Here is a 26045-nt window from a genome sequence, read left to right on the forward strand (position 1 = left end):
GCCCACCTAGCTCAGCAGGGACGCCGCCGCGATTTCCGCCACGCCCAAGGCCCGGAAACTGTCTTGGGCCGCCGTCTCGGTCTGCGACGCGATGGCCCGGCTGGCGTCGGCGATCACCACGGCTTCGAACCCCTCGCGAACCGCGTCTTCGGCGGTGAAGCGGACGCAGTAGTCGAAAGCCAGACCGCACAGGAAAACGCGCGTCACGCCGAGTTCACGCAACAGGCCGGACAGCCCCGTCGGGGTGCGGCGATCGTTCTCGAAAAAGCCGGAATAGCTGTCGACCGCCGGATTATAACCCTTGCGGATCACGGCCATGGCCTTCTCGACCGTCGGCGCTGCATCAGGATGAAAGTCGGCGCCAGGCGTGCCCTGAAGACAATGATCCGGCCACAGCATCTGGCGACCATAGGCGACCTCGATCTCAGTAAAGGGCGCCGTGCCGGGGTGGTTGGAGGCGAAGCTGATCTGGTCCGACGTATGCCAGTCCTGGGTCACGATCACCCGGTCGAACCGAGCCGACAGCCGGTTGATCAGCGGCATGATCCCCGCGCCGCCGGCTACCGCCAGACGGCCGCCTTCACAGAAGTCGTTCTGCGGATCGATGACCAGAAGGGCGTCGCTCATCAGACGCCTGCGTAGGCGTCGATCTCGTTGGCCGAACCGAGCGCGACGGGGATGCGCTGGTGCAGATGCTCGGGCTGCACGTCCAGAATGGCCTGGCGTCCGTCCGTCGTCGCCTTGCCGCCCGCTTGCTCGACCAGGAAGGCCATCGGATTGCCTTCGTACATCAGCCGCAGCTTGCCCGGCTTGTTCGGCTCGCGCCGATCCCAGGGATAGAGGAAGACCCCGCCGCGCATCAGGATGCGGTGAACATCCGCGACCATGGCCGCGACCCAGCGCATGTTGAAGTTCTTGGCCCGAGGCCCCTCTTCGCCCTTCAGCAGGTCGCCGACATAGGTCTGCACCGGCTCGGCCCAGTGGCGCAGGTTCGACATGTTGATGGCGAACTCCTTGGTGTCCGGCGAAATGGCGATCTCGTCGTGGGTCAGGATCCAGTCGCCGTCGTTCGACAGGGTGAACCCCTTCACGCCCGCGCCGGTCGTCAGCACAAGCATGGTTTGCGGCCCATAGACGGCGTAGAGGGCGGCGACCTGATGGCGGCCAGACTGCATGAAATCGGCCTCGGTCGGGGTCGCCGTCGCGGACTTCAGCACCGAGACGATGGTGCCCACAGGCGCGTTGATGTCGATGTTGGACGAGCCGTCCAGCGGGTCGAACAGCACCAGATATTCGCCGGCCGGATTAGAGGCCGGCTGGACCTCGTCCATCTCTTCGGACGCGACGCCGGCGACGGCCGGGCTGGCCAGCAGGGCCTCGGTCAGCATGTCATTGGTCATGACGTCGAGCTTCTTCTGCTCCTCGTCCTGCACATTGATCTGTCCCGATGCGCCCAGCGCCCCGGCCAGGGCGCCGCCCGCAACGACCTTGCTGATGTCCGCGCAGGTGGCGGCGACCACGGTCAGAACCGTCTTCAGCCCCTCGGGCGCATCCAGGGCGGCGATATGGGCGTCGAGGCGTGTGCGGGTCATGCGGTCGGTCCGGTTCTGGGCGTTGCGCCGTTTTGGCGGGGGACAGGCCCTAGGGCAAGGCGGCAGGGCGAGGCGACAACAAAAACGCCCCGGCGAAACCGGGGCGTTTCCTTATCCTTCGGCGTTGTCGATCAGATCGGCAGGATCGCCGTACCGAACGCCCGCTTCAATTCATGGGCGGCGAAGGTTTGGGCCGCCGCCGCATCCGGCACGACCGCCGCCATGCCGAAGAACTCGTGCGTTGAGCCGTGGAAGGTCTTGTGACGCACATCGACGCCCGCCTGCTCCAGCTTCTCGGCCAGCAGCTCGCCCTCGGTGCGCAGCGGATCGATCTCGGCGCAGATCACCGTCGTCGAGGGCAGGCCCGCCAGGTTCGCCTTCTCGACGATATTGATGCGCGGGTCCTGAGCATCGGCCTCGTTGGCGAAGATGTGTTTCACGAACCACTTCATCATCGGCTTGTTCAGCGGCTTGGCGTCGGCGTTCTCGACGTACGACTCATTGTCCATGTCCACGCCGGCGACGGGATAGACCAGCACCTGATGTTTGGGCGCGGCCAGGCCGGCGTCGCGCGCCATCATCGACACGCCGATGGCCAGGTTGCCGCCTGCGCTTTCGCCCATCACCGCCACCTTCTGCGGGTCTCCGCGGAAGGTCTGCGCATTCTCCAGCACCCAGCGATAAGCGGCCAGGGCGTCGTCGTGCGCGGCGGGGAAATGGTGTTCCGGGGCCTGGCGATAATGGACCGAGACCACGATCACATCGGCCATTTTGGACACGCCGCGCGGGCCGCCGTCATAGACGTCCAGATCCGCGATCACGAAGCCGCCGCCGTGGAAATAGACGACGACCGGGTGCAGCTTGTCTTCGGAATGGTCGTGCGGCTTGTAGATGCGCGCCTGGATCGGGCCGGCGGCGCCGGGGATGGTGATGTCGCTGGTTTTGACGCCCATGTCGTCGCTGGGGTCCTTGCCGTCCTTGCGCAACAGCGATTTCACCGCGTCAGTCGGGGTCGGTTGCTGACGAGCCTCCTCGGGCGACAGGGTCTCAATCGGCTTGCCGCCGAGAGACGCCAGTTCGTCCAACACCTTCTGCATCGGGCCGTCGGCCTTGGCGGGGGTGTCGCGCGGCTTGTCGTCGTCGCCGAACAGCTTGTCAATAATGGACATTTTCGCATTCCTGGGTCTGGTTTCGGGGTCCGGAACGACAACCCGCCGCACGCAACCTTGTTCCCGGCCCGCTTGACTTGGCGCTTGAGTCGATGCCTTAGGTCGCACGCTCTCGCGGGAGAGATCGGGCGCTGGAAACAGGGTTCGACGCCGAAGGCGCAACCGCCCCGGAAACGCTCAGGCAAACGGACCGCGAAGCACACGGACGCTGGAAAGTCGCCCATTCGGGCGCGCCGACGGAGCAAGGCGACATGATTTGGTCGCCGGAATCTCTCAGGCTTCAGGACAGCGGGGGCGCGAGGACGGCGGAGCTCCGCCACAACACGCGACCGTGAAAGCCTGAACCATGACCGACCAGACCCTGAAGACCACGCCCCTGAACGCCGCGCACCGCGCGCTGGGGGCCCGCATGGTGGGGTTCGGCGGCTATGACATGCCGGTCCAGTACGAAGGCGTTCTGGCCGAGCATCGCTGGACGCGGGAACACGCCGGTCTCTTCGACGTCTCCCATATGGGCCAGTGCAAGATCACCGGCGAGGACGCGACCGCCCAGTTCGAGCGGTTCGTGCCCGGCGACTACGCGATCCTGAAGGCCGGCAAACAGAAATATTCGCTGCTGCTGAACAAGGACGGCGGCGTCATCGACGACCTGATGGCCGGACGGCCGGATCACGACGGCCTGTTCGTCGTCGTCAACGCCGGCAACAAGGACGAGGACTTCGCCTTCTGGAAGGCCAACCTCGAAGGCGACGCCAAGCTGACGGTGCTGGACCGCGCGCTGATCGCCATCCAGGGGCCGGAAGCCGCCGAGGTCATGGCCGCGCACGAGCCGATCCTGGCCGAAATGGGCTTCATGGAATGCGCCCGTCTGATGCTGTTCGGCGCCGACTGCTATGTGTCTCGCTCGGGCTACACCGGCGAAGACGGCTATGAGATTTCGGTCCCGGCGGACCAGGCCGAGCGCATCTGGAACACCATTCTGGAAGACGCTCGCGTCAAGCCGATCGGCCTGGGCGCCCGCGACAGCTTGCGTCTGGAAGCCGGCCTGCCGCTGCACGGCCACGACATCGACCCGTCCACCTCGCCGGTCGAAGGCGCCCTGACCTTCGCCCTGTCCAAGTCGCGCAAGGAACGCGGGGACTTCGCCGGCGCCGACCGTATCCTCAAGGAACTGTCCGACGGCCCCGCCCGCGTTCGCGTCGGTCTGATCGTCAAGGAAGGCGCCCCGGCCCGTGAGGGCGCCGAGATCGCCGACGCCGACGGCGCCGTGATCGGCAAGGTCACCTCGGGCGGCCCCTCCCCCACCTTGGGCAAGAACATCGCCATGGGCTACGTCCCGCCGGCCCATGCCGCCCTGGGCACGGCGCTGAAGGTCATTGTGCGCGGCAAGACCGCCTCCGCCGAAGTCGTCGCCATGCCCTTCGTGGCTCAACGCTATTACCGCAAACCCAAAGCCTGAGAGATCAGACCATGAAGTTCACCAAGGATCACGAGTGGGTCAGCCTGGACGGCGACATCGCCACCGTCGGCATCTCCAAACACGCCGCCGACGCCCTGGGCGACGTGGTGTTCGTCGAAGTGCCTGAAGTCGGCAAGACCGTCTCCAAGGGCGACAGCTTCGCCGTGGTCGAAAGCGTCAAGGCGGCGTCGGACGTCTACGCCCCCGTCTCGGGCGAAGTGGTCGAGGCGAACGACGCCCTGTCGACCGCCCCGGAAACCGTCAACTCGGGCGCCGAGGCCGACGGCTGGTTCGCCAAGATCAAGGTCTCGGACGCCTCGCAACTGGACGCCCTGATGGACCAGGCCGCCTACGACGCCTTCCTCGCCACCCTCTAATCTCAAACTCCGTCACCCTCGGGCTTGACCCGAGGGCCGGACGATCAACCACTCGTGCGAAGCCTTTGACGCACGAGCCGCACAACATCCGGTCCTCGGGTCAAGCCCGAGGATGACGGGTGAAGGAAACCGGCAATGCGTTACCTCCCCCTGACGCCCGACGACCGCACGGCGATGCTCGCCGCCATCGGCGCGAAATCCATCAATGATCTGTTCGTGGACGTGCCCCAGGCCGCCCGTCTGGACGGCCCCGTCGATCTGCCGCGCGTCGCAGGCGAGTTGGAGGTCGAGCGCGCCCTGTCCGCCATGGCGGCAAAGAACGCCACCGCCGGCGCCGTGCCCTTCTTCTGCGGCGCAGGGGCCTATAAGCACCACGTCCCGGCGACGGTGGACCACGTGATCCAGCGCTCGGAGTTCCTGACCAGCTACACCCCCTACCAGCCGGAAATCGCGCAGGGCACGCTGCAGTACCTGTACGAGTTCCAGACTCAGGTCGCGAACCTGACCGGCATGCCGGTCGCCAACGCCAGCCTCTATGACGGATCGACCGCCATGGCCGAGGGCGTGCTGATGGCGACCCGCGTGACCCGCCGCAACAAGGCGGTGATCTCGGGCGGCGTGCACCCGCACTACATCAAGGCGACCGAGACCGTGGTTCACGCCGTCGGCGTCGAAACCCTGGCCCTGCCCGCCGCCGTGGACGCCGAGGCCGCCGTGATCGACCAGATCGGTCCCGACACCGCCTGCGTCGTCGTCCAGACCCCAAACGTCTTCGGCACGGCCACCGACGTGACCAAGATCGCCGAGGCCGCCCACGCCGCCGGCGCCCTGCTGATCGTCGTGGTCACCGAGGCCGTGTCGATGGGCCTGTTGAAGTCGCCCGGCGAAATGGGCGCCGACATCGTCGCGGCCGAGGGCCAGTCGATCGGCAACGCCCTGAACTTCGGCGGTCCCTATGTCGGCCTGTTCGCCACGCGCGAGAAGCTGATCCGCCAGATGCCCGGCCGCCTGACCGGCGAAACCGTGGACGCCGACGGCGAACGCGGCTTCGTCCTGACCCTGTCCACGCGCGAGCAGCACATCCGCCGAGACAAGGCGACCTCGAACATCTGCACCAACTCGGGCCTGTGCACCCTGGCCTTCACCATCCACATGAGCCTGCTCGGCGAGACGGGCCTGCGCAAACTGGCCCTGCTGAACCACGAAAAGGCCGTCGCCACGCGCGACGCCCTGGCCACCATTCCAGGCGTCGAAGTCCTGACCGACCGCTTCTTCAATGAGTTCGCGGTGCGCCTGCCCAAGAACGCGGCCGAGGTTGTGGATCAGTTGGCCGCCCATCACGTCCTGGCTGGCGTGCCCTACAGCCGCCTGGCCCCCGACGCCGGCATGGACGATGTCCTGCTGGTCGCTGCGACCGAGACGACCCTGGATGCCGACATCCAGATTCTCGCCAAGTCGCTCTCCAAAGTCCTCGGCGCGTAAGGGATACTGACCATGAGCACCATGAACACCGTCGGCCGCCCGACCGCCCCGAACCAGGTCCAGACCAAGCCCGCCACTCTGACTGGCGGCCGCGGCCTGTTGCAGAACGAAGCCCTGATCTTCGAGGGCGACGGCTGGGGCAAGACCGGCGTCGATCTGCCGGAACCCAAGACGGACGGCTCCGACCTGGGCGACTTGGTCCGCAAGGATCCGATCGGCCTGCCCGGCCTGTCCGAGCCGGAAACCATGCGCCACTATGTGCGCCTGAGCCAAAAGAACCACGCCATCGACCTGGCCATCTATCCGCTGGGATCGTGCACGATGAAGCACAACCCGCGCCTGAACGAGAAGATGGCCCGCCTGCCCGGCTTCTCGGACATTCACCCGCTGCAGCCGATCTCGACCGTTCAGGGCGCGCTGGAGCTGATGGACACCCTGGCCCATTGGCTGAAGACCCTGACCGGCATGCCCGCCGTCGCTCTGTCGCCCAAGGCCGGCGCCCACGGCGAACTGTGCGGCCTGATGGCCATCCGCGCCGCCCACGAGGCCTCGGGCCAGCATGAGAAGCGTCGCAAGGTTCTGGTGCCAACTAGCGCCCACGGCACCAACCCCGCCACCGCCGCCTTCGTCGGCTATTCGGTGGTCGAAGTGGCCCAGACCGAAGACGGCCGCGTCGATGTGGCCGATCTGGCCGCAAAGCTGGGCGACGACGTCGCCGCCATCATGGTGACCAACCCCAACACCTGCGGCCTGTTCGAGCGCGACATCCTGGAGATCAGCCGCCTGACGCATGAGGCCGGCGCCTATTTCTACTGCGACGGCGCCAACTTCAACGCCATCGTCGGCCGGGTTCGTCCGGGCGACCTGGGCGTCGATGCGATGCACATCAACCTGCACAAGACCTTCTCGACGCCGCATGGCGGCGGCGGTCCGGGCGCGGGTCCGGTGGTCCTCTCCGAAGCCCTGGCGCCCTTCGCCCCGGCCCCCTGGGTCGTGCATGACGACGGCGGCTATCGCCTGATCGAGCGCGAGGAGGACGAGGCCGAGCAAGCCTTCGGCCGTCTGTGCGCCTTCCAGGGCCAGATGGGCATGTACACCCGCGCCCTGTCCTACATGATGTCGCACGGCGCCGACGGCCTGCGTCAGGTCGCCGAGGACGCCGTACTGAACGCCAACTACATCAAGGCCCGGCTCGGTGATTTGATGTCGGCCGCCTTCCCCGACGGCCCCTGCATGCACGAGGCCCTGTTCGACGACGAATGGCTGAAGGGCACGGACATCACCACGCTCGACTTCGCCAAGGCGATGATCGACGAGGGCTTCCACCCGATGACCATGTATTTCCCTCTGGTCGTCCACGGCGCCATGCTGATCGAGCCGACGGAAACCGAGTCCAAGGCCGAGTTGGACCGCTTCATCGAGGCGATGCGTGCCCTGGCCGAGGCGGCCAAGGCCGGCGACGTCGATCGCTTCAAAGGCGCGCCCTTCCACGCGCCTCTGAAGCGCCTCGACGAAACCCGCGCCGCCCGTTCGCCGGTTCTGCGCTGGACCGCGCCGGAAGGCTCCAACAAAGCGGCCTGACCCCTTAGTCGCCCCTTCCTGCGGGAAGGGGCTGACGCGGGGCTGATCCATCGCTAGGTCATGGCCATGACCTGGACGACAAACGACATCCCCGACCTTTCCGGCCGATTGGCCATCATCACCGGCGCGACCGGCGGGCTGGGGCTGGAAACCGCCATCGTGCTGGCCGGCAAGGGCGCCGAGGTCGTGCTGGCGGCCCGCAATCCCGACAAGGGGGCCGAGGCCGAACGGCTGATCCGGTCTCGTCATCCGAACGCGGCCGTGCGGTTCGAGCTGCTGGACCTCGCCAGCCTAGCCTCTGTCCAGGCCTTCGCCGAGCGGTATCTGGCGACGGGACGCCCCATCGACATCCTGATCGACAACGCGGGCGTCATGGCCCTGCCGACACGCCAGACGACCGTCGATGGCTTCGAGATGCAGTTCGGGACCAACTACCTCTCCCACTTCGCCCTGGTCGGCCGCCTGCTGCCTTTGCTGATTGGGGCAAAGGCCCGCGTGGTGCAGCTGTCCAGCGTCGCCCACCGCAGCGGCCATATCCGCTTGGGCGACCTGAACTATCAGACCCACTACAGCCCGTGGCCTGTCTATCAGCAGTCCAAACTGGCTATGCTGATGTTCGCCTTGGAGCTTCAGCGCCGCAACGACGCCAACGGCTGGGGCCTGACCAGCGTGGCGGCCCATCCCGGCTTCGCCCGCACCGACCTGATCGCCAACGGCCATGCCGGCAAGCCCGGCCTGTTCGCGCGCGGCGCCCGGCTCCTGGAGGCCGTGCTCAGCCATTCGGCCGCGGACGGCGCCCTGCCCATCCTGATGGCCGCAACCCTGCCGGATCCGACGCCCGGCGGCTATTACGGCCCCACCGGCTTTCAGGAGATGAAGGGGCCGCCCGGCGTTGCGGTGATCAAGCGCCAGGCCAGGGACGCAGACGTGGCCAAGCGTCTCTGGACGGAATCAGAGCGTCTGACGGGGGTCGCCTACGGCTGATGTCGCGAGACGTGTCCGTCGCGCCACGGTGCGGAGCGATCGTCTCTTCATGACCAAAGCTTCACCCGCCGGACATCCATCCGCCATGGACGCAGGGCGTTAAGAGGTCTTGTGGCAAGGTCGTCACGGTCGCCTTTTCCTTTCCCGACGAGGGATCGCGCGTCCGTGGCGATCGTTGTCATGACGATCCTCCTCCCCATCTGGCGTATTCGTGACCTCTCTCCCCGTTCCCTTCGTCCGTTCAGACAAACCGCGCGCCTCGACGCTGCGGGTCGTCAAGCGCTGGGCGCTGATGATCGGGGGTCTGTTCGTCGTGCTGCTGGGCATTCTGATCGCCCCCCTGCCTGGGCCCGGCGGCATTCCCGTCATCGCCGTCGGCCTGATGCTGATCCTAAAAAGCTCATTCTGGGCCAAGCGACAGTTCATTCGCGCCCAATATGCGCGGCCGAAATGGGTCTATCCCTTCCGTCGCCTGATGCGGAAGAAGCCCGAGTTCGCGCCCGTCTTCTGGCAACAGGCGCTCCGCGCCGAGAAGATCGTGACCAAACGCTCCAGCCGTCGCCTCTCGCGCGGCCGCAAGAGCGTTCGGCGCTATTTCCGCAAGCTTTTCCGCTAGTTGGCGCCTGATTTCGCGGTTGCGTTGCTGCAACCGCTAACCACAGTATCGTGAACACCGCTCTCCCAAGTCAGGCGTATCCTGTCTGCGCGTTATCAGAGAACCACTTAGGCGTTGGGAGGCGCTAAGGTCATGATGTCACGCGTACAAAAAGGTCTGATCGCCGGAGTTGCGGCGACCGTGGCCGTCTCACTGCTCGAAATCCCCAATATGTTCCTGAACTGGTTCGATCCCTTCCAGGGGGTCATCGCCAGCATGATGGGCATGCCCGGCAATCTGGCCGTCGGCTGGGTCGTCCATGTCATCAGCGGCGTCTTTATCCTGGGGCCGCTGTTCGCCATCCTGTGTCCCCGCCTGCCGACGGACACGCCCGAGACCAAGGGCATCGTCTTCGCCGTCGGCGCCTGGATCCTCATGATGGCGGCCATCGTGATGTTCGGGAACTATCGGACATTCACGGCCGGCGCGGGGTTCGGGACCTTCGCCTGGCTGCTGATCACCCACGCGGTCTTCGGCATCGTGCTGGGCAACGTCTATGCTCGTCTGGTGGCGCGCGACAAACGGATGGGCGCGACCATCATCGGCGGCGCCCACGCCCACTGATCACGGCTTGATCGCCCAAGAAAAAGGCCCCCGACGGCGACGTCGGGGGCCTTGTTTCATTCAGGATCAGCCCTGATCAGTTCAGGCGATCGCCGATCTGGGCGATGGCGCTGTCGAGCAGCGGATCCTTGGCGCCGCTGGCGAGCCGTGCGGCCAGAACCTGTTCCGCCGACTTGGCGGCCAGATCGGCGGCGGCGGCCTTCACCTCGGCCGAGGCCTGGGCTTCGGCTTGGGCGATGCGGGTTTCGGCCATCTTCTGACGACGGGCCAGAGTTTCTTCCAGCTTGGCCTTGGTTTCGACTTCCAGGCGACGGGCGTCGGCCTCGGCCTGAGCCATCATCTCGGCGGCTTGGGCTTCAGCCTCGGCCTTCTCCTTGCGTATCTGGCCCAGCAGGGCTTCGGCCTCGGCGCGCAGGCGCGCGGCCTCGTCCAGGTCGGCCTGGATCTTGACGGCCTTGGCGTCCAGCGCCTTGCCGGCCATCTTGGGCACGCCGGCGGCGATCAGGATGCCGAAGAAGATGATCAGGCCGATGCCGACCCAGATCTCCGCATTGGCGAAGCTCCAGATGCCGTGTTCGAAGATCAGGTTCATCAGGCGGCTCCCTTGACGGCGGCCAGCTCGGCGGCGGTCGCGGCCTTGCCGGTCAGACGTTCGACCATGGCGGCGGTCGTGTCGGAGGCGATGGTGGAGACATTGGCCATGGCGGCGTCGCGGGTCTTGCCGATCGAGGCTTCCGCCTCGGCGATGCGGGCGTTGACCACGGCTTCTTCGGCGGCCTGACGGGCGTTCGCTTCTTCGGTCACGCGCGCCTTGGCGGCGGCGGCCGTGGCGCGGGCGTCAGCGCGAGCCTTGGCGACTTCGGCTTGAGCCTGGGCGGCCTGTTCGGCGGCTTCGGCCTGAACCTGGCGCGCGGTCGCGACGGCGGTGGAAATGGTGTCGGCCCGTTCGTCCATCACCTTGCGAAGGCGTGGCGCGAAGACCTTGGAAACCAGAACATACAGGATGACGAACAGGATCAGCAGATAGCCGATCTGGCCCGCCCAGTGTTCGAACTGGAATTGCGGCAGGCCGCCCGAGCCGTGCTCGGCGGGGGTCGCCGTCTCGGCGTGCAGGTCCGCTTCGACCGAAGGCGGGACCGCGTCGATGGTGTGGGTGCTGGCCATGAACCGTCTACTGCAGGATCAGATGAAGCGGCGCGCGGGCGAACCCCGCGCGCCGTGATCGACTGAAATCAGCCGAAGATCATCAGGATGCCGAGCACGAAGGCCAGGATGCCCAGGGCTTCGGCCAGAGCGGCGCCGACGAACAGGTTGCCGACTTGGCCGGCGGCGGCCGACGGGTTGCGCAGGGCGCCGGCAAGGAAGTTGCCGAAGATGTTGCCCACGCCCAGGGCCGAACCGATCATGCCCAGGGTGGCGAGACCAGCGCCGATGTACTTCGCGGCTTCAGCGTCCATGATTGTATTCCTAGATTAAAGTCGTTGGTGGTTGGGGTGAAGAGACTGGTCCGGCCCTTAGTGGGCGTGGTCCAGGTTGACCACATCATTGAGATAGATGCAGGCCAGAACAGCGAAAACGAAGGCTTGAAGGAAGGCCACGAGGAACTCCAGCGCAGTCAGGGCCACGACCATGCCCAGCGACAGGGCCGCCACCGGGAAGGCCAGCAGGCCGACGCCGCCGCCCAGTCCGACGATGCCCAGGGACACCACGAAGCCGGCGAAGATCTTCAGCGCGACGTGGCCGCCCAGCATGTTGCCGAACAGGCGAAGCGCCAGGGTGACGGGACGCAGAAGGAAGGAGACGAACTCGATCAGGCCCACCACCGGGCGCAGCGCCAGCGGCGCGCCCATCGGCCAGAACAGCTTGAAGAAGCCCAGGCCGTTCTTGGCGAAGCCGACGACCAGCACCAGACCGAAGGTGATCAGGGCGAAGGTGGCGGTGATCGCCAGCTGCGAGGTCGCCGTGAAGGTCAGGAACAGACCCAGAATGTTCATGCCCAGGATCAGGATGAACAGGGTGAAGATGAACGGGAAATACTTGCGGCCTTCGTGACCGATGATGGAATCGGCCAGATTGTCGATCAGGCCGAACAGGCCCTCGCCGGCGGCTTGCAGCCGGCCGGGCACGACCTGGGCGTTCGCGGTTACGGCGGCCAGGAAGCCGACGATCAGCACGAAGGCGACCGTCATGGCGATGTGCGAGTTGGTGATCGCCAGATCGACCGTCCCCAGCACAGGCAGGGTGACGTCGCCAAGGTCGACGACCTTCTGAATCGCAAACTGATGAATCGGATCGGCCATGAAGCCCTATCGTTCCCCGTCTTCGTCGGCCTCGACGTAGGGTTCGGCCGGAGCCGTCGTCCCTTGCGCCTTGGCCTGCGCCATCAGCCGGTTGGCTGTGCGACGCGCCATGTAAATCGACAAGGCGAAGCCCAGAAGGACCCCGCCGATCAAACCCCACGGACGGGTCCCGAGGGCCCAGTCTGCGATCGCTCCGAACGCCAGCCCCACGAAGACGCCGCCGAGAAGTTCGGCGATGATCTTGTAGGCCTGACCCGACACCTGATGGCCGGTCAGTTCGGCGGATTTCTCCGCCGTGGTCCGCGCCTCCAATGCGGATGCGCTGTCTTGGAGGCGTTTGATCGCCTCTTCGCGCGATTCCGACATGGGGGATAGGACCTGTGCGTTCGGCGTCCAGACAGTGCGTCCGGACGGGTCTGAATTCGGCGCGGAAACTAATCGTGAGCGGCCTACAGGTCAAGGCGTCGTGACCATGCGCTAACGCATTGTAGAATATCGACTTTCCATTCACGCCCGCCCGCCGTGACGATGCGCCGCTGCTGCGGGCGACAGAATCCGTCGCATCCGCCCTTCGGCTCCGATGGCGGTCAGCGCCGCAAACGACTAGGTTCGCCGCCATGAATGCGCATGTTCCTGCCCCCAACGCTCCGCTTCGCCCGCTTTCGGTGAGGTTGGCCACCCCGCGGGGCTTTTGCGCCGGGGTCGACCGGGCGATCCAGATCGTCGAGCGCGCGATCGAAAAGTTCGGCGCCCCCGTCTATGTGCGCCACGAGATCGTCCACAACAAACATGTGGTCGAGCGGCTGAAGGCCATGGGCGCCGTCTTCGTCAAGGAACTGGACGAATGCCCCGACGACCGGCCGGTCGTCTTCTCGGCCCACGGGGTGCCCAAGTCCGTGCCGGCGACGGCGCGGGCGCGCGAACTGGTCTTCCTGGACGCGACCTGCCCCCTGGTGTCCAAGGTCCACGTCGAGGCCGAACGTCACCATGCGGCCGGCCGGCACATCATCCTGATCGGCCACGCAGGCCACCCCGAGGTCGTCGGCACCCTGGGCCAGTTGGCGCCCGGCGCCATCACCCTGGTCGAGACCGAGGCCGACGCCGAATCGTTCGAACGCCCCGGCGACGCGCCCCTCGCCTATGCGACCCAGACCACCCTGTCGGTGGACGACACGGCGGGCATCCTGAAGGTGCTAAAGCGCCGCTTCCCCGAACTGCCCGATCCGCACAAGGAAGACATCTGCTACGCCACGACCAATCGCCAGGACGCCGTCAAGGCGCTGGGCGAGGGTTGCGACCTCGTACTGGTCGTGGGGTCCAAGAACTCGTCCAATTCAGTGCGCCTGGTCGAGGTCGCGATGCGCGCCGGCGCCCCAGCCGCCTATCTGGTGGACGATGCGTCCCAGGTGGACTGGTCCTGGTTTGACGGCGTGAACACCGTCGGCGTCACCGCCGGCGCCTCGGCGCCCGAGCCGCTGATCGAGGCACTGGTCGACGCCATCCGGGCGCGCTTTGACGCCACCGTGACCGAAGACGACGGCGCGCGCGAAACCGTCACCTTCAAACTGCCGCGCCTGCTGACGGCCTAGGCGACCGCTTTTAACGGCAGAACGACGCGGAAGGTGCTGCCGGCGCCGGGCGCTGTGACGATTTCGATCTTGCCGCCCATCAGGGCCGCCAGACCGTGCGCCGCCGTCAATCCCAGTCCCAGCCCTTCGGCGGTGCGCGTCGCGCTTTCATCGCCCTGTGTGAAAGCCTCGAACAGGCGCGCCGCTTCCGCCGGCTCCATGCCCGGCCCCGTATCCTCGACTTCCAAGGCCAAGCCCGCGCCGGCAACGGCGCGCAGCATCACGCCGCCGGTGCGTGTGAACCGCACCGCATTGTCCGTCAGCGCCGCCATCAGCTTTTCGACATGAACCGGGTCGCCCAGCCACTCGCCTTCGGCCGCCTCGACCGAAATCTTCAGCCCCTTGGCCTCGGCCGCGCCCCGGAAGTCGTTGGCGACCCGCTGCAGCAGGTTATCGGGCCGGAACGGCCGGGTTTCCAGCGCCACGGCCCCGTCGCGCAGCCGCACCACGTCTAGCAGCTCCTCGACCAGCCTCAGTTGCTGACGCCCCGACGCCTTCAGGATTTCAAGCCGCTCGCGCTGCTGTGGCGTTACCAGATCGGCCCCGATGATCTCGGCCATGCCCAGAACCCCGTTCAGGGGTGTGCGCAGTTCGTGACTGACGTTGGACAAGAACCGCGTCTTGGCCCGGTTCGCCGCCTCGGCCCGCTCCAGCGCCGCGGACAGGGCGACCTCCGAGGCTTTGAGGCGCCGAACGTCGGCCGTCGTGTTCCACAGGAGCGACCCCGTGCCGATCAGCAGCACGATGAAGAGCAGCAGCAGCAGCGGCCCGGCCTTGGTCAGGATCTGATAGCCGGGCTGCTCCGGCGCCCAGACGACACGCCCCAACAGGGCGCCGCCGACGTCGCGAACATCGACGCCGATCATGCCCTTGGGCGGCTCTGTATCGCCGGGCTGGAAGTGAATTCGGTCCAGCGCCAGCCGCGTTCGCAAGAGATTGAGCTCGCCGGCGAACGGTTTGAACGACGCGACGATCGGATCGGACGCCGGCGTCGATCCGCCTGCCGTATGCCGCACGACGGTGGAGGCCCCCAGCACATAGACGTCGTCGCCGACGCGAACAAACGCCGCCTTCAGCCGCACCCCGGCATCAGCGGTGACCGATCGGTCGCGCCCGGCGGCCTCGGCCCGGAGCGCGTCGATCAGCGGCCGGGCCGCCTGGCCGAATGGCTCGCCGACCTGCGTCTCGGCCGGTCGGCCCAGCGTGCTGATGCGAAACAGCCGCCCGGTCCCGTCATAACCCAGTGTGAACTGATGCTTGTGTTGCGCGGCGTAGAAGGCGCCGAAGTTGCGGTCGTACCAGGCTACATCGCCCGCCGTCATCCGATCGACGGCCTCGTCCCAGACCGAGGCGGTGGTCAGGTTTTCGCCGATGGTTTCCAGCGCGCGCGTCAGACGCAGCCGCACCAGACCTTCTTCCTTGCGCGCCTGGTGGGCGTCGATGCCGCGACTGACGATCGCCAGAACCCCAGCCATGCCGATGATGGACGATAGCATCAGGATCAACGCGATCCTGAACGTGCTCCACGCCCGCCAACCCGTCTTCGATGTCACGCCACTCATACGGTCTGGCTTAGGGTGCGCAGACTAAGACGTCGTGAACATCATCCAGCTCAGCTGCGTTCGCCGACGAAATCCTGGGCGAACTCGGGCGCCTCGTCGTCCAGCGGCAATGTGCCGTCCTCGTCGTCCGCCTCGGAGGCGCGGCTTGGGTCGGGCACCTCGAATCCGACCGGCAGCGACAGGTCCAGCAGGCCCGCCGCTTTCATCTCCTGCACGCCCGGCAGATCGTACAGGGTCGCAAGGCCGAAATGCTCCAGGAACCGGTCGGTGGTCGCATAGGTTACGGGCCGCCCCGGCGTGCGCCGGCGTCCGCGCAGCCGCACGAACCCCATCTCTAGCAACAGGTCCAGCGTGCCCTTGGAGATGCTGACGCCGCGCACGCTCTCGATCTCGGCGCGGGTGATGGGCTGGTGATAGGCGATGATGGCCAGGGTCTCCAGCGCGGCCTTGGACAGACGGCGCGGCTCCTCGCGCTCCCGCGTCATCATGAAGGCCAGGTCCGGCGCGGTGCGGAAGCGCCAGCGGTCGGCGACGCACTCCAGCTCGACCCCCCGCCCCTCGTAGCGGGCGCGCAGACCCGATATGGCGCGGGCGACATTGCAGTTCTCGGGCAGGCGCGCGGCGATCTCGGCCGCCGTCAACGGCCCGGCGGCGGCGAACAACAGGGCCTCAACCCGCCGCTCGATCTCGGCCTCGTCGGGCTGGAACGACAGGTCGCTCACGGCGTCAGCTCCAGCGGCTGGCCCGGTCCGCGCCGCTTCAGATACAGGTCCGCGAACGCCTCGCTTTGCCGAATGTCCATCGCCCCCTCCTTCACCAGCTCCAGACTGGCCGACAGGGTCGAGGCCGTAAAGCTGGCCTGGCTGGGCCCCTCCTCGTCCTCACGATGGGGCGCGACCTGTTCCAGCGGCGTCCAGTCGGCCAACTTCGGCATGATCTCGCGCAGCCAGTCGCGGGCGGCTTCCAATGGAAAGGCTTCGACCCGCTGGCCGGGGGCATAGCGCCGGGCCTCCTCACGCCGGCGCTGCACCACATAGGCGCTCATCAGTTCATACAGGCTGGCGTCGATGCGATCCGACGGCACGATCACCGTCGCCTCGGGATCGCCGCGCGTGAAGACGTCGCGCTTCAGCTGGGGCCGCGCCATCAGCTGTTCGACGGCCTTTCGCATCGCTTCCAGCTTCTGCAGCCGGAACGCCAGGGCGGCGGCCATTTCCTCAGCCGGCGGCTCTTCGGCCTTGCCCTTGTCGGTGCGCGGCAACAGCAGACGCGACTTCAGATAGGCCAGCCACGACGCCATCACCAGATAGTCCGCCGCAAGGGCGAAGTTGCGCCTGCGCGCCTCGTGCACGAAGGCCAGATACTGTTCCGCCAGTTGGGTGATCGACAGCTTCAGCAGATCGACCTTCTGGTTTCGCGCCAGGGCCAGCAGGACATGCAGCGGTCCCTCATAGCCTTCCAGATCGACGACGAAGGCCTCGCGCTCCTCGACCTCCTCGGCGTTGAAATCCAGATTGGGCTGGAAAGACTCCGTCATAGGTCTTCAGGCCTGCGCCTCACCAACGTCCGGCCCCTTGGCGGCGTCCATCCGACCGCCCATGGCCTTGAAGAAGCGATCGTGCCCCGCGACGGGATCCAGCGGTTCGGGCGTCCGCACAATTCGGGCCAGCGCGGCTTCCGCCCGGCGGCGCGCCCCGCCCTTCAGCGGTCCGACGCCCTCGGCGACCTGGCGCATTTCGTCCATGTCGCCGTTCCAGTGGACGACGAGATCGCACCCCGCCTTCAGGGCCTTGTACGCCCGCTGGGTCAGCGAGCCGGACAGGGCGTTCATCACCAGATCGTCGGACAGCAGCAGACCGCCGAATCCCAAGCGCTCGCGGATCAGGCGAATGGCCTTCTTGGATTGCGTCGCCGGATGTTTGCGATCGATCGCGGTGAAGACGATGTGCGCCGTCATGCCGATCGGCATGTCCGACAGGGCCTTGAACGGGGCAAAGTCCCAGGCGTCCAGCGTGTCCAGATCGGCATGAACCGTGGGCAGGTCCTTGTGCGTGTCCGCAAAGGCCCGGCCGTGGCCCGGCATGTGCTTGATGCAGGGTAGAACCCCGCCCGCCAGCAGCCCCTCCGCCGCCGCCCGGCCCAGCACGGCGACCGTCTCGGGATCGACGCCATAGGCGCGGTCGCCGATGATGTCGTGGGCGCCGGGAACCGGCACGTCCAGCACCGGCAGCAGATCGACGGTCACGCCGACCTCGCGCAGATCGTGCGCCATCAGACGTGCGCCCAGCCGCGTCAGCTCACGCGCCTGAGCCAGCTCGTTCGTCGCCTTCAGATAGGCGTTACCCGGCGGATATTTGGGCCAGTGGGGCGGCCCCATGCGCTGGACCCGACCGCCTTCCTGGTCGATCAGGATCGGCGCCTCGGGATCGCCGATGCACGCCCGCAGCTCGTCGGTCAGGGCCCGCACCTGTTCCGGCGTGTCGATGTTGCGCCGAAACAGGATGAAGCCCCAGGGTCGGACCTCGGCGAAGAAGGCCTTTTCGGCCTCCGTCAGCCGATGTCCCAGGCAGCCATAGATGGCGGCGGACGTCACCGGACGATGCAGTCCCGGCCCGCCGCCTTCAGCGCGTTGCAGAAGGCGACCGCCCGTTCGCGCGACAGGCCCGAGAAGGCCGTGCGGTACAGGGTCGATCCGCTGGACGAGGTCACTTCGGTCACGCGCTTTTCAGCGCCCGAGGCGAACGCGCCGAACCGGCCGGCCACCGCAGCGTACTCGCGGTCCGCGATCTCGGTCGAGGAGAAGGCGCCGATCTGCACCGAGGCTGATCCGCCGGTCGCGGCCGGAGCCTTTGTCGCCGGCGCAGCGACGGGCGCGGGCGCCGGGGTTGTCGGACGCGGCGCAGGCGCGGCCGGCGTCGCCGTCTTGGCGGGCGGCAGGCCCTGTCCGGTCGGTGCGGCGGTCGGCGGCGCGGCCGGACGCGGCTGGGGCGCCTCGGGCGGCGGGGTGAAGGTCACCGGCGCATCGGTCGTCTCGGTCTCGTCGCGATAGACGCGAACGCCTGCGGCCGGGTCGATCGGCTGGGCGTCGATGGGCGCGGCGGTCTTCATCTCGCCGACGGGCTGACCCACGGCCGGCGGCGCGTCGGTCGAGGCGCGCATGCCGGAACGATAGAAGAAGATCACCGCCACGATCAGCAGCAGCAGGACCACCGCGCTGATGATCAACGTCACCGGCGGCGCCTTGCCCCCGCCCGCGCCGACATTGCGGCCGCTGCGCGGGTCATAGCTGTTGCGGCGGAACGGCAGGTCGTCGTCGGTCGGCGGCGTATAGGCGCCCCGGCCGGGTTTGTTGTCGTCTTCAAAGGACATGGTCGCGCTCCGCCGTCTGTCGGCGCGAATCGGCGCGCCGAACGATCACTCTACGCCCCCGCGTGCATCTTTCGAATCACAGATCGAGGGCGAGGTCGAGGCTGAATAGCTTCTGGTGCACTTCTATGGCGTAACGGTCGGTCATGCCGGCGATGTAGTCGCACACGGCGCGCGCCCGCTGCGTCTTGTCCGGGGTCATCGCCGGCTCTCCCCATTCCGGCGGCATCACCTCCGGCTCGGCCATGAACAGTTCGAACAGCTGCGACAGCACGCGCCGCGCCTGGCTGCGGGTGCGGTTGACGCGGTAGTGGCGATACATCCGCTCGAACAGGAACTTTCTCAGCACCGCCAGATCGACGTGCATGGCCTGCGAGAAATCCACCATCGTGCGCTTGGCCATCCGCACGTCCTCGGTCGTGACGATCCGGTCTTCCTCAAGCCGCCGCGCCGTTTCGGCCAGCACGTCCTCGACCATGACGCCGATCATTCGCCGCACCGCCTCGATCCGCAGCATCCGGTCGTCGATCGTGGGCCAGTCGCGGCGCACCTCGGCCAACATCGGCCCGATCAGCGGCACCTGATCCAGATCGCGCAGGGTGATCAGACCCGCCTGCACCCCGTCGTCCACGTCGTGATTGTTATAGGCGATGTCGTCAGCGATCGCCGCGCATTGGGCCTCCAGCGAGGCGAATGTCCCCAGCCGCAGGTCCCACCCCGCCTCGCCGCCTGCCGCATAGGGGCGCACGACCGACCAGGCCGGCTCGTCCAGCCGATGCGACACCGGGCCGTTGTGCTTGATGACGCCCTCGACGGTCTCCCAGCTGAGGTTCAGCCCGTCGAACTGCGGATAGCGGTTCTCCAGCTCGGTCACGACGCGGAAGCTCTGGACGTTGTGATCGAACCCGCCGTGATCGCGCATCTGCACCACCAGCTCGTCCTCGCCGGCGTGGGCGAACGGCGGATGGCCCAGGTCGTGGGCCAGGGCGATGGTCTCGGCCAGGTCGTCGTCCAGCCTCAGCGCATGGGCCAGCGACCGCGCGATCTGCGCCACCTCCAGCGAATGGGTCAGGCGGGTGCGGTAGTGATCGCCCTCATGCGCCACGAAGACCTGGGTCTTTTCCTTCAGCCGCCGGAACGCCGTCGCATGGATGATGCGATCACGGTCCCGCGCAAAGGCGGTGCGCGTGCGGCTGGCGGGCTCGAAAACGCGGCGGCCCTGGGTCAGGTCGGCCCGTTCGGCATAGGAAGCGAGGTCTGTGTGGCTCAAGTCATCAACTTTGAGGCTGCTTTGATGCGGGGGGCCTTTGCGAACGGCCCTGCCCGCCTCATATAGACAGCCGTGAGCACCGTCCAATCCACAGAACCGTCCACACCCGCCTTCACCGTCGCCACGCGCGCGCCGGAAGGCATCGTCCTAGCCGCCAGCGCCGCCAAGCGGCTGGCGAAACTGGGGGCGGCCGAGGGCAAGACCCTGATGCTGCGGGTCGCGGTGGACGGCGGCGGCTGCTCGGGCTTCCAGTATCGGTTCGAACTGGTCGAGACGGCCGAGGACGACGATCTGCGCATCCTGGCCGACGGCCAGACCGCCCTCATCGACCCCGTCTCGATTCCCTTCCTGAAGAACTCCGAGATCGCTTACGTCGATGAACTGGCCGGCGCCCAGTTCGTGGTCAGGAACCCCAACGCCGCCTCCAGCTGCGGCTGCGGCGTCAGCTTCTCGATCTGACGACGGCCCAGCCGGTCGCCAAGATCGGCGAGGCCAGTAAGGTCGCAAACACCCAGTCCCAAACCCCATCCTGCAACAGCGCGCCCACCAGCCCGATCAGGCTGAGCGCAAACAGGACGATGGGCGCGCGGAAGATGGCCCACAGGGTCAAATCCCTCGGGTTGTGACGGCGACGGCTCACGCCTTCCGCCTCCCCTTGCCCAGCCACAGATAAAGACCGGACCCCAGGATCACGATGGTGGCGATGTCCAGGAGCGCCCACAGGATCTTCAGCGCCAGCCCGCCATAGTCGCCGAAATGCAGCGGCTGCGACAGCGACAGAGTCTTCACATACCAGGGCATCGGCGCCACCGCCGCCAGTTCGCCCGTCCGCGCGTCGATCAGGGCCGGCGTCGTCATGTGCGTCGTCAGCGGCGTGTCGCCGTGGAAGAAGACGGCATAGTGGTGGTCGGTCGAATAGTCGGTTCCCGGAAACGCCACGAACTGCAGCTTCATGCCCGGCAGCGCCGCCTTGGCCCGTTCCACCGCCGCATCCAGCGAGGCCCGGCCTTGGGCGGGGGCCGGCGCATCATAGGCGACCGTCAACTCCTTCAGCGCCGTCTCTTTCCAATAGGCCAGTATGGGCGTGGCCAGGGTGTTCACGACCCCTGTCAGCCCCACCACCAGCACCCAGGCCGCTGTCACCACGCCCAGCAGATTGTGGTAGTCGAGCCACCGCGTCCGCGCCGCCTTTTTGACCCGCACCGTCCCGAACGGCAGCCGACGCATGAAGGGCGCATACAGCACCACGCCCGACACTACCGCCACGACCAGCAACAGCCCCATCGCGCCCAGAAACAGCATTCCCGGCAGACCCAGGAACATGTCGGTGTGCAGCTGAAGCAGGAACTCCATCACCGGATGACCGGCGACCAGCGGCGCGCCATCGCCGCTGGTCTGGTCGATGGGCTCGAAACTGTATTTGCCGGCCGGGGCGTCCGGGGCGCGGCTGGTGACGTTCACCACCGGCCGTTCGTCGTCGAAGCTCATGAAGGCCGGAACCTCGCCCGGATGTTTGGCCAGACCCGCGGCCAGCACCTCGTCCAGCGTCAGCAGTCGGCCGTCTGGGTTCTTCGGCGCCCACGGCTCATGCAGCAGCGCCGCGTTCAGCTCGTGGCTGAACACCAGCGGCAGCCCTGTGACGCACAGCATCAGCAGGAACAGGGTCGAGATCAGGCTCGACCACTTGTGCGTCCAGGTCCAGGCGCGGATCGTCCGGGCGTGCATCGGCCGGCGCGGATCAGAACTCGGTCGAGACCGACAGACGCAAGGTCCGCGGCGCGCCCAGCGTCAGATAGTTCGATCCCGGATAGCCGCCGACCGCGACCCACTGATCCTCGTCCGCGACATTCTCCACCCGCGCCCGCAGCGTCACCGGCTTGTCGCCCGCCACGAAGGCGTAGCGCACGCCGGCGTCGAACCGGGTCCAGCTTTCCAGCTCCAGCGTATTGGTCGCATTGGCCGGCTGGGCGCCGGTATGGACCGCCCGGCCCTCGACCGTCAGGCCGCTGACCATCGGCACGTCCCATTCGACGTTCAGATTGGCCTGGAAGTCCGGCACCCCGATCGCCGACTTGCCCGCATTGGCGGCGGTCAGCGACCGATTGATCTCGGCGTCCAGCCATGTCGCGCCGCCGATCAGACGCAAGCCTGCGACCGGTTCGCCATAGACGGTCAGCTCGACGCCCTTGTTCTCCTGCTCGCCGCCGTCGGTGTAGACGCCTTCCGGCAGAACATTCGACGCAGGGTTTCCGTTGGACGTGATGGAAACGAGCGCGCTGGGCAGGGTTGTGCGAAAGACGCTGAGCGTTCCGCCGAACGATCCTGCGTCATACTTCGCCCCTATCTCGGCCTGCTTAGCGCGGAAGGGCTCGAGCACATCGCCACCATTAGTGACGTTGACCGGCACTGCGGCGTTCCCCCAGCCCTCCACCACAGCATTGGCCAAGACGGGCGCGGTCGTGCCCGGAACCAGGGCTTCGGCATAGTTGGCGTACAGTGAAATCGTGTTGCTGGGCTTGTAGACCACGGCGAAGGCCGGCGTCGTCGCGTCGCTGGAATAGCCCGACGTGAATGCGCCGTCGGCATAGGCATAGGATCGGGTTTCGATCTCCTGATAGCGGACGCCGACGGTCGCCAGCAGCCGTCCATCCAGGAAGGACAGCACATCGGCGACGGCGAAACTGGTGTTCTTGACCCGCTCGGTGACGTTGGGATCATCCAGATCGCCCGAGACGCTTGCGATGGTCGGCGCCGGCGACAACAGCGGATTGGTCAGCGTCCCCATCGCATAGCCGGCGAAGCTCGACGCCGCCCAGGCGTTCTTGGACTTGGACTGAATCTGCGAGGCCGAAGCGACCAGACGATGTTCAATCGGGCCGGTCGTCAGGTCGGCGCGCACGCCGATGTCGCCCGACCAGACCGTGTCCTCGCGGATATTGTCGAAGCGATAGCCGCGGATCGCGCCCGCCGCGTCGGCGCGCGGATTGGCCAGGCTGTTGTCTTCCTCGCCCTGACGCCCGCCGAAGGCGGCCCAGGCGCTAATGCTGTCGGTCAGGTCGAGCTCGCCGCGCACGGCGCCGAACAGCTGCTCCTCGTCGGTGTAGGTCCAGCGCTGGGCGAAGTTCTTGTCGGCCGAGGGCGCGTCAGGGATGGCGGTTCCCGGCGTCACGCTGGGGCGGGGCGCGTCGATCCGGTGATCCTGCCAGCCCAGATCGGCCGAAAACCGGGCGCGATCGCCTCGGCGGTCCAGTCCAAGGCCGACGACCCGCAGTTGGCCGGTCTCGTCCTCGACGGCGCTTTCGCCCGCACGGCTGGCGATGTTCAGGCGCGCGCCCCATTCGCCTTCGTCGCCGAAACGGCGAGCTAGGTCGGCGGCGGCGTAGATCTCGTCACGGCCCGACACGCCACCGGTCAGGCGCGTCAGGGGGGCGTCGCCCGCCCGCTTCGGCGTCAGGTTGAAGGCGCCGCCGACCCCCGTTCCGCCTGGCGCAGCGCCGTTTAGGAAGGTGGAGGCGCCGCGAAACACCTCGACCCGCTCGACCAGTTCGGCCGCCACGAACTGGCGCGGCAAGACGCCATAGAGGCCGTTGTAGCTCATGTCGTCCGAATAGACCGGAAAGCCGCGAACGACATACAGCTCCTGGAAGTTGCCGAAGCCCTTGGACACACGCACCGTCGGGTCGTTCTGCAGCACGTCGCCGATGCCGCGCGCCTGCTGATCACGCACCAGTTTTTCGGTGTAGTTGGCGGTCGAGAACGGCGTGTCCATCACGCTCAGATTGCCCAGCAGACCAATGCGTCCGCCGCGCGCCACCTGACCGCCCGCAGCCGGCGCCGTCAGCCGAACCTGCGATCCCGTCACCACGATCTCGCCCAGCTCCGCCGGGGCCATCGCCTGCTGCGCCAGCACCGGCGAGGCGAGCGTCAGCGCAAGGGCGCTGGCAGTGAAAAGAACGGAGGCACGGCGAAGGCAGAGCATTTTGATACGCATTCTCAAAATCAAGCTGCGCGTCCCTAGCCCGATCGGCTGGTGCAATGCAATCCGCCGCACCCGCGACATATTGCATTTAGCTGATTTCCTAATTAGGAAGGTCGCTATGAACACCCTGTTCAAGGCCCTGTCGCATCCGGTGCGTCGTCGCATCATAGCCATGCTGCGCGCCGGTCCGCTGGCCTCCGGCGATATCGCCGCCGCCTTTGACATGAGCTGGCCCACCATCACGGGCCACCTCAACGCTCTGAAGGAGGCCGGCCTGGTCAGCCCGGAGCGCGAGGGCCAGACCATCCGCTATCGGTTGGAAATCTCGGCGGTCGAGGATGCCATGGCCTTTCTGATGGACATCGTCGGAACCGGCGAAGCGACCGAACCCCTGCCCCAGCCCTCAAAGGAACCACGCCGATGAAGGATCGCCTGTCACTGCTGGACTATCTGACCCTCGCCGTCTTCGGCGTGCAGGCGGCGTTCGCCCTCTACATCGGCGTCAACGGCCCGACGACGCCCATGCCGATGCACTGGAATGCGGACTGGCAGGTCGATCGCTGGGGCGACCGGGTGGAGTTCGCGACCTTCGCGGGCGGCATTGCGGTGATCGGCTTCATCGCCGCCGCCGGCCTGGGTCTGGCCGCCCTGCGCGCCGAGGAGGAGGGTGACTCCTCACGGCGTCGCTCGATGCGGATCGGTCAGGGGCTGACCGTGTTCATCGTCGCCGCCATAGGCCTGGTGATCGCCTGGGCCAGCCTGGGGCACGCGACCGTCGACAGCGGCCCCACCGTCATGACCGGCGCCTTGTCGCTGATACTGCTGGTCACCGGCGCCTTCCTCGGCCGTGTCGCGCCCAATCCCCTGATCGGCGTGCGCACGCCTTGGAGCTACAAGAGCCGCCTGGCCTGGGATCGCTCGAACCGTCTGGCCGGCCGGCTGTTCTGTCTGGTCGGTCTGGCCGGTCTGATCGCCGCGCCGCTTGCGTCCCCGCCCTATGGCGTCACGGCCCTGATCGCCGCCGTCATCGTCGTCGCAGGCCTTTCGATCTTCGAAAGCTGGCGCGTGTGGCGCGCCGATCCCGACCGCCAACCCTTCTGATCTCGCCGCCAAGGAGACCGCCATGCCGATGCTGACCCCCGTGCTTCTCGCCGCCAGCCTGCTCGCCGGCCCGGTCTCGACCGACATCGCCCTGCCCGCCCAGCCCGCACCCTTGCATGGCACGCTGCTGTCGCCCGAGGCGCCGACGGCCGTCGCCGTCATCCTGCCCGGCTCAGGCCCAACCGATCGGGACGGGAACAGCCCGATGGGCGTCGCCGCCTCCACCTATCGCCTGCTGGCCGAGGGACTGGCGGAACAGGGCGTCGCCACCCTGCGCATCGACAAGCGCGGCGTCGCGGCCAGCACAGCCGCCGGGTTCGACGAAACCCGGCTGCGTTTCGACGACTACGCCGCCGACGCCCGCGCCTGGGCCGCCGAGGCCGCCTCGCGGACGGGACAGCCCTGCGCCTGGCTGATCGGCCACAGCGAAGGCGCTTTGGTCGCGCTGAAGGCGGTCGAGGGCGGAGACGATAAGGTCTGCGGTCTGATCCTGCTGGCGGGCGCGGGTCGCCCAGCCGGCGCGAGTATCCGCGAACAGCTTCAGGCCGGCCTGCCCGAGCCGATGAAGCCCCAGGCCTTCGCCGTCCTGACCGAGCTCGAGGCCGGCCGCACCGTCACCGACACGCCTCCCGCTCTGTCGGCCCTGTTCCGCCCGTCGGTCCAGCCCTATCTGATCTCGTGGTTCGCGCTGGACCCCGCCGCCCTGCTCGCCGCCTACGACGGTCCGGTCTTCATCGGCCAGGGGACCACCGACCTTCAGATCGGCGTCACGGACGCCCAGGCCCTCGCCGCCGCCGACCCCAAGGCCACGATGAAACTCTGGGACGGCGTCAACCACCTCCTCAAGACCGCCCCCGCCGATCGCGCAGCCAATCTGGCGAGCTATGCCGACCCGACGCTGCCGCTCGCGCCGGGTGTGGCGGAGGATGTGGGGGCGTTCATCAAGGCGAACGGGAGGCGCTGAAGGCCGCCCGCC

28 protein-coding genes, 1 pseudogene and 2 riboswitches are annotated in these 26045 nt (G+C 67.2%); of the genes and pseudogenes, 12 read left to right on the plus strand and 17 right to left on the minus strand.

Annotated elements, in window-relative coordinates; all coding sequences use genetic code 11:
* Positions 1-6: 6 nt before the first annotated feature.
* The 3 genes from pncA to BVE01S_RS13385 all read right to left on the minus strand — a co-directional run bounded on the left by pncA (position 7) and on the right by BVE01S_RS13385 (position 2761).
* Positions 7-627, minus strand: coding sequence for a bifunctional nicotinamidase/pyrazinamidase (pncA, locus tag BVE01S_RS13375; protein ID WP_066628511.1), 621 nt, complete (start codon positions 625-627; stop codon positions 7-9).
* Positions 627-1592: a class 1 fructose-bisphosphatase gene (locus BVE01S_RS13380; protein WP_066628512.1), complete on the minus strand. Its 966-nt coding sequence runs from the start codon at positions 1590-1592 to the stop codon at positions 627-629. The genes pncA and BVE01S_RS13380 overlap by 1 nt, the downstream gene beginning before the upstream one ends.
* 131 nt (positions 1593-1723) lie before the next feature.
* Positions 1724-2761, minus strand: coding sequence for an alpha/beta hydrolase (locus BVE01S_RS13385; protein ID WP_066628515.1), 1038 nt, complete (start codon positions 2759-2761; stop codon positions 1724-1726).
* 105 nt (positions 2762-2866) lie between these two features.
* A riboswitch (glycine riboswitch) is annotated at positions 2867-2964 on the plus strand.
* Between the two features lie 3 nt (positions 2965-2967).
* Positions 2968-3052, plus strand: a riboswitch (glycine riboswitch).
* 55 nt (positions 3053-3107) lie between these two features.
* Between BVE01S_RS13385 and gcvT the strand changes: the two genes are divergently transcribed.
* From gcvT to BVE01S_RS13420, 7 genes are all read left to right on the plus strand, one after another.
* Complete coding sequence (gene gcvT / locus BVE01S_RS13390) at positions 3108-4220, plus strand: glycine cleavage system aminomethyltransferase GcvT (RefSeq protein ID WP_066628518.1); 1113 nt, start codon at positions 3108-3110, stop codon at positions 4218-4220.
* Positions 4221-4231: 11 nt separating this feature from the next.
* Positions 4232-4597, plus strand: a complete 366-nt coding sequence (gcvH, locus tag BVE01S_RS13395; RefSeq protein WP_045810337.1) for a glycine cleavage system protein GcvH — start codon at positions 4232-4234, stop codon at positions 4595-4597.
* A gap of 135 nt (positions 4598-4732) precedes the next feature.
* Positions 4733-6079 carry an aminomethyl-transferring glycine dehydrogenase subunit GcvPA gene (gcvPA, locus tag BVE01S_RS13400; protein ID WP_066628521.1) on the plus strand — a complete coding sequence of 449 codons (1347 nt, stop codon included), beginning with the start codon at positions 4733-4735 and terminating at the stop codon, positions 6077-6079.
* Between the two features lie 12 nt (positions 6080-6091).
* On the plus strand, positions 6092-7660 hold the full coding sequence (gene gcvPB / locus BVE01S_RS13405; protein WP_066628524.1) for an aminomethyl-transferring glycine dehydrogenase subunit GcvPB: 1569 nt from the start codon (positions 6092-6094) through the stop codon (positions 7658-7660).
* Positions 7661-7726: 66 nt separating this feature from the next.
* Positions 7727-8644, plus strand: coding sequence for an SDR family oxidoreductase (locus tag BVE01S_RS13410; RefSeq protein ID WP_066628620.1), 918 nt, complete (start codon positions 7727-7729; stop codon positions 8642-8644).
* A 211-nt stretch (positions 8645-8855) separates the two neighbouring features.
* Positions 8856-9260 (plus strand): PGPGW domain-containing protein, encoded by a 405-nt coding sequence (locus BVE01S_RS13415; protein ID WP_017505302.1) that lies wholly within the window; start codon positions 8856-8858, stop codon positions 9258-9260.
* Positions 9261-9395: 135 nt separating this feature from the next.
* On the plus strand, positions 9396-9863 hold the full coding sequence (locus BVE01S_RS13420) for a DUF6789 family protein (protein ID WP_370667717.1): 468 nt from the start codon (positions 9396-9398) through the stop codon (positions 9861-9863).
* A 76-nt stretch (positions 9864-9939) separates the two neighbouring features.
* Here BVE01S_RS13420 and BVE01S_RS13425 read toward each other — a convergent pair whose 3' ends face one another.
* The 5 genes from BVE01S_RS13425 to BVE01S_RS13445 form a co-directional block, all read right to left on the minus strand.
* Entirely contained in the window at positions 9940-10455 is a 516-nt protein-coding gene (locus BVE01S_RS13425; RefSeq protein WP_066628530.1) for a F0F1 ATP synthase subunit B, read from the minus strand.
* Positions 10455-11027, minus strand: a complete 573-nt coding sequence (locus BVE01S_RS13430) for a F0F1 ATP synthase subunit B family protein (protein WP_017505299.1) — start codon at positions 11025-11027, stop codon at positions 10455-10457. Before BVE01S_RS13430 ends, BVE01S_RS13425 begins: the two co-directional genes overlap by 1 nt.
* 68 nt (positions 11028-11095) lie before the next feature.
* Entirely contained in the window at positions 11096-11320 is a 225-nt protein-coding gene (locus tag BVE01S_RS13435) for a F0F1 ATP synthase subunit C (RefSeq protein ID WP_017505298.1), read from the minus strand.
* Between the two features lie 57 nt (positions 11321-11377).
* Positions 11378-12163, minus strand: coding sequence for a F0F1 ATP synthase subunit A (locus tag BVE01S_RS13440; protein ID WP_066628533.1), 786 nt, complete (start codon positions 12161-12163; stop codon positions 11378-11380).
* Between the two features lie 6 nt (positions 12164-12169).
* The gene (locus tag BVE01S_RS13445) at positions 12170-12529 is read right to left on the minus strand and encodes an AtpZ/AtpI family protein (RefSeq protein ID WP_017505296.1); all 360 of its coding nucleotides are present in this window, start codon (positions 12527-12529) and stop codon (positions 12170-12172) included.
* A gap of 251 nt (positions 12530-12780) precedes the next feature.
* Here BVE01S_RS13445 and ispH point away from each other — a divergent pair, with 251 nt between their 5' ends.
* A complete protein-coding gene (ispH, locus tag BVE01S_RS13450; protein WP_066628535.1) occupies positions 12781-13752 on the plus strand; it encodes a 4-hydroxy-3-methylbut-2-enyl diphosphate reductase in 972 nt (323 codons plus the stop codon).
* Here the strand turns inward: ispH and BVE01S_RS13455 are convergent.
* The 6 genes from BVE01S_RS13455 to BVE01S_RS13480 form a co-directional block, all read right to left on the minus strand.
* Positions 13749-15287: a sensor histidine kinase gene (locus BVE01S_RS13455; RefSeq protein WP_167544813.1), complete on the minus strand. Its 1539-nt coding sequence runs from the start codon at positions 15285-15287 to the stop codon at positions 13749-13751. The two genes, ispH and BVE01S_RS13455, sit on opposite strands and share 4 nt — an antisense overlap.
* 116 nt (positions 15288-15403) lie before the next feature.
* Complete coding sequence (gene scpB, locus BVE01S_RS13460; protein ID WP_066628539.1) at positions 15404-16075, minus strand: SMC-Scp complex subunit ScpB; 672 nt, start codon at positions 16073-16075, stop codon at positions 15404-15406.
* Positions 16072-16890: a segregation and condensation protein A gene (locus BVE01S_RS13465; RefSeq protein ID WP_045810344.1), complete on the minus strand. Its 819-nt coding sequence runs from the start codon at positions 16888-16890 to the stop codon at positions 16072-16074. Before BVE01S_RS13465 ends, scpB begins: the two co-directional genes overlap by 4 nt.
* 6 nt (positions 16891-16896) lie before the next feature.
* Positions 16897-17946, minus strand: coding sequence for a beta-N-acetylhexosaminidase (nagZ, locus tag BVE01S_RS13470; protein ID WP_066628541.1), 1050 nt, complete (start codon positions 17944-17946; stop codon positions 16897-16899).
* The gene (locus BVE01S_RS13475; protein WP_066628543.1) at positions 17943-18722 is read right to left on the minus strand and encodes an SPOR domain-containing protein; all 780 of its coding nucleotides are present in this window, start codon (positions 18720-18722) and stop codon (positions 17943-17945) included. Before BVE01S_RS13475 ends, nagZ begins: the two co-directional genes overlap by 4 nt.
* Positions 18723-18798: 76 nt before the next feature.
* Entirely contained in the window at positions 18799-19989 is a 1191-nt protein-coding gene (locus BVE01S_RS13480; protein ID WP_066628547.1) for a deoxyguanosinetriphosphate triphosphohydrolase, read from the minus strand.
* A 141-nt stretch (positions 19990-20130) separates the two neighbouring features.
* On the opposite strand from BVE01S_RS13480, the gene erpA reads away from it, so the two are divergent.
* The gene (erpA, locus tag BVE01S_RS13485) at positions 20131-20448 is read left to right on the plus strand and encodes an iron-sulfur cluster insertion protein ErpA (RefSeq protein WP_066628623.1); all 318 of its coding nucleotides are present in this window, start codon (positions 20131-20133) and stop codon (positions 20446-20448) included.
* Here the strand turns inward: erpA and BVE01S_RS13490 are convergent.
* The 3 genes and pseudogenes from BVE01S_RS13490 to BVE01S_RS13500 form a co-directional block, all read right to left on the minus strand.
* Positions 20432-20629, minus strand: a complete 198-nt coding sequence (locus BVE01S_RS13490) for a hypothetical protein (protein WP_205678482.1) — start codon at positions 20627-20629, stop codon at positions 20432-20434. The genes erpA and BVE01S_RS13490 overlap by 17 nt on opposite strands.
* Positions 20626-21818: pseudogene (locus BVE01S_RS13495) on the minus strand (PepSY-associated TM helix domain-containing protein). Before BVE01S_RS13495 ends, BVE01S_RS13490 begins: the two are co-directional and overlap by 4 nt.
* Positions 21728-23980, minus strand: a complete 2253-nt coding sequence (locus tag BVE01S_RS13500; protein ID WP_370667723.1) for a TonB-dependent receptor — start codon at positions 23978-23980, stop codon at positions 21728-21730. Before BVE01S_RS13500 ends, BVE01S_RS13495 begins: the two are co-directional and overlap by 91 nt.
* A gap of 106 nt (positions 23981-24086) precedes the next feature.
* Between BVE01S_RS13500 and BVE01S_RS13505 the strand changes: the two genes are divergently transcribed.
* The 3 genes from BVE01S_RS13505 to BVE01S_RS13515 are packed head-to-tail and all read left to right on the plus strand — an operon-like array spanning position 24087 to position 26033.
* Entirely contained in the window at positions 24087-24392 is a 306-nt protein-coding gene (locus BVE01S_RS13505; RefSeq protein WP_066628555.1) for a metalloregulator ArsR/SmtB family transcription factor, read from the plus strand.
* Positions 24389-25069: an SdpI family protein gene (locus BVE01S_RS13510; protein ID WP_066628557.1), complete on the plus strand. Its 681-nt coding sequence runs from the start codon at positions 24389-24391 to the stop codon at positions 25067-25069. The genes BVE01S_RS13505 and BVE01S_RS13510 overlap by 4 nt, the downstream gene beginning before the upstream one ends.
* Positions 25070-25091: 22 nt before the next feature.
* The gene (locus BVE01S_RS13515; RefSeq protein WP_084375411.1) at positions 25092-26033 is read left to right on the plus strand and encodes an alpha/beta hydrolase; all 942 of its coding nucleotides are present in this window, start codon (positions 25092-25094) and stop codon (positions 26031-26033) included.
* Positions 26034-26045: the final 12 nt, after the last annotated feature.

Source organism: Brevundimonas vesicularis NBRC 12165, from assembly GCF_001592205.1.
GTDB lineage: Bacteria > Pseudomonadota > Alphaproteobacteria > Caulobacterales > Caulobacteraceae > Brevundimonas > Brevundimonas vesicularis.

Bases quoted from the DNA above. Each gene is read 5' to 3' on its own strand.
- pncA (WP_066628511.1), bottom strand. From the start codon at position 627: ATGAGCGACGCCCTTCTGGTCATCGATCCGCAGAACGACTTCTGTGAA.
- BVE01S_RS13380 (WP_066628512.1), bottom strand. From the start codon at position 1,592: ATGACCCGCACACGCCTCGACGCCCATATCGCCGCCCTGGATGCGCCC.
- BVE01S_RS13385 (WP_066628515.1), bottom strand. From the start codon at position 2,761: ATGTCCATTATTGACAAGCTGTTCGGCGACGACGACAAGCCGCGCGAC.
- gcvT (WP_066628518.1), top strand. From the start codon at position 3,108: ATGACCGACCAGACCCTGAAGACCACGCCCCTGAACGCCGCGCACCGC.
- gcvH (WP_045810337.1), top strand. From the start codon at position 4,232: ATGAAGTTCACCAAGGATCACGAGTGGGTCAGCCTGGACGGCGACATC.
- gcvPA (WP_066628521.1), top strand. From the start codon at position 4,733: ATGCGTTACCTCCCCCTGACGCCCGACGACCGCACGGCGATGCTCGCC.
- gcvPB (WP_066628524.1), top strand. From the start codon at position 6,092: ATGAGCACCATGAACACCGTCGGCCGCCCGACCGCCCCGAACCAGGTC.
- BVE01S_RS13410 (WP_066628620.1), top strand. From the start codon at position 7,727: ATGACCTGGACGACAAACGACATCCCCGACCTTTCCGGCCGATTGGCC.
- BVE01S_RS13420 (WP_370667717.1), top strand. From the start codon at position 9,396: ATGTCACGCGTACAAAAAGGTCTGATCGCCGGAGTTGCGGCGACCGTG.
- BVE01S_RS13425 (WP_066628530.1), bottom strand. From the start codon at position 10,455: ATGAACCTGATCTTCGAACACGGCATCTGGAGCTTCGCCAATGCGGAG.
- BVE01S_RS13430 (WP_017505299.1), bottom strand. From the start codon at position 11,027: ATGGCCAGCACCCACACCATCGACGCGGTCCCGCCTTCGGTCGAAGCG.
- BVE01S_RS13435 (WP_017505298.1), bottom strand. From the start codon at position 11,320: ATGGACGCTGAAGCCGCGAAGTACATCGGCGCTGGTCTCGCCACCCTG.
- BVE01S_RS13440 (WP_066628533.1), bottom strand. From the start codon at position 12,163: ATGGCCGATCCGATTCATCAGTTTGCGATTCAGAAGGTCGTCGACCTT.
- BVE01S_RS13445 (WP_017505296.1), bottom strand. From the start codon at position 12,529: ATGTCGGAATCGCGCGAAGAGGCGATCAAACGCCTCCAAGACAGCGCA.
- ispH (WP_066628535.1), top strand. From the start codon at position 12,781: ATGAATGCGCATGTTCCTGCCCCCAACGCTCCGCTTCGCCCGCTTTCG.
- BVE01S_RS13455 (WP_167544813.1), bottom strand. From the start codon at position 15,287: ATGCTATCGTCCATCATCGGCATGGCTGGGGTTCTGGCGATCGTCAGT.
- BVE01S_RS13465 (WP_045810344.1), bottom strand. From the start codon at position 16,890: ATGACGGAGTCTTTCCAGCCCAATCTGGATTTCAACGCCGAGGAGGTC.
- BVE01S_RS13475 (WP_066628543.1), bottom strand. From the start codon at position 18,722: ATGTCCTTTGAAGACGACAACAAACCCGGCCGGGGCGCCTATACGCCG.
- BVE01S_RS13500 (WP_370667723.1), bottom strand. From the start codon at position 23,980: ATGCGTATCAAAATGCTCTGCCTTCGCCGTGCCTCCGTTCTTTTCACT.
- BVE01S_RS13505 (WP_066628555.1), top strand. From the start codon at position 24,087: ATGAACACCCTGTTCAAGGCCCTGTCGCATCCGGTGCGTCGTCGCATC.
- BVE01S_RS13510 (WP_066628557.1), top strand. From the start codon at position 24,389: ATGAAGGATCGCCTGTCACTGCTGGACTATCTGACCCTCGCCGTCTTC.
- BVE01S_RS13515 (WP_084375411.1), top strand. From the start codon at position 25,092: ATGCCGATGCTGACCCCCGTGCTTCTCGCCGCCAGCCTGCTCGCCGGC.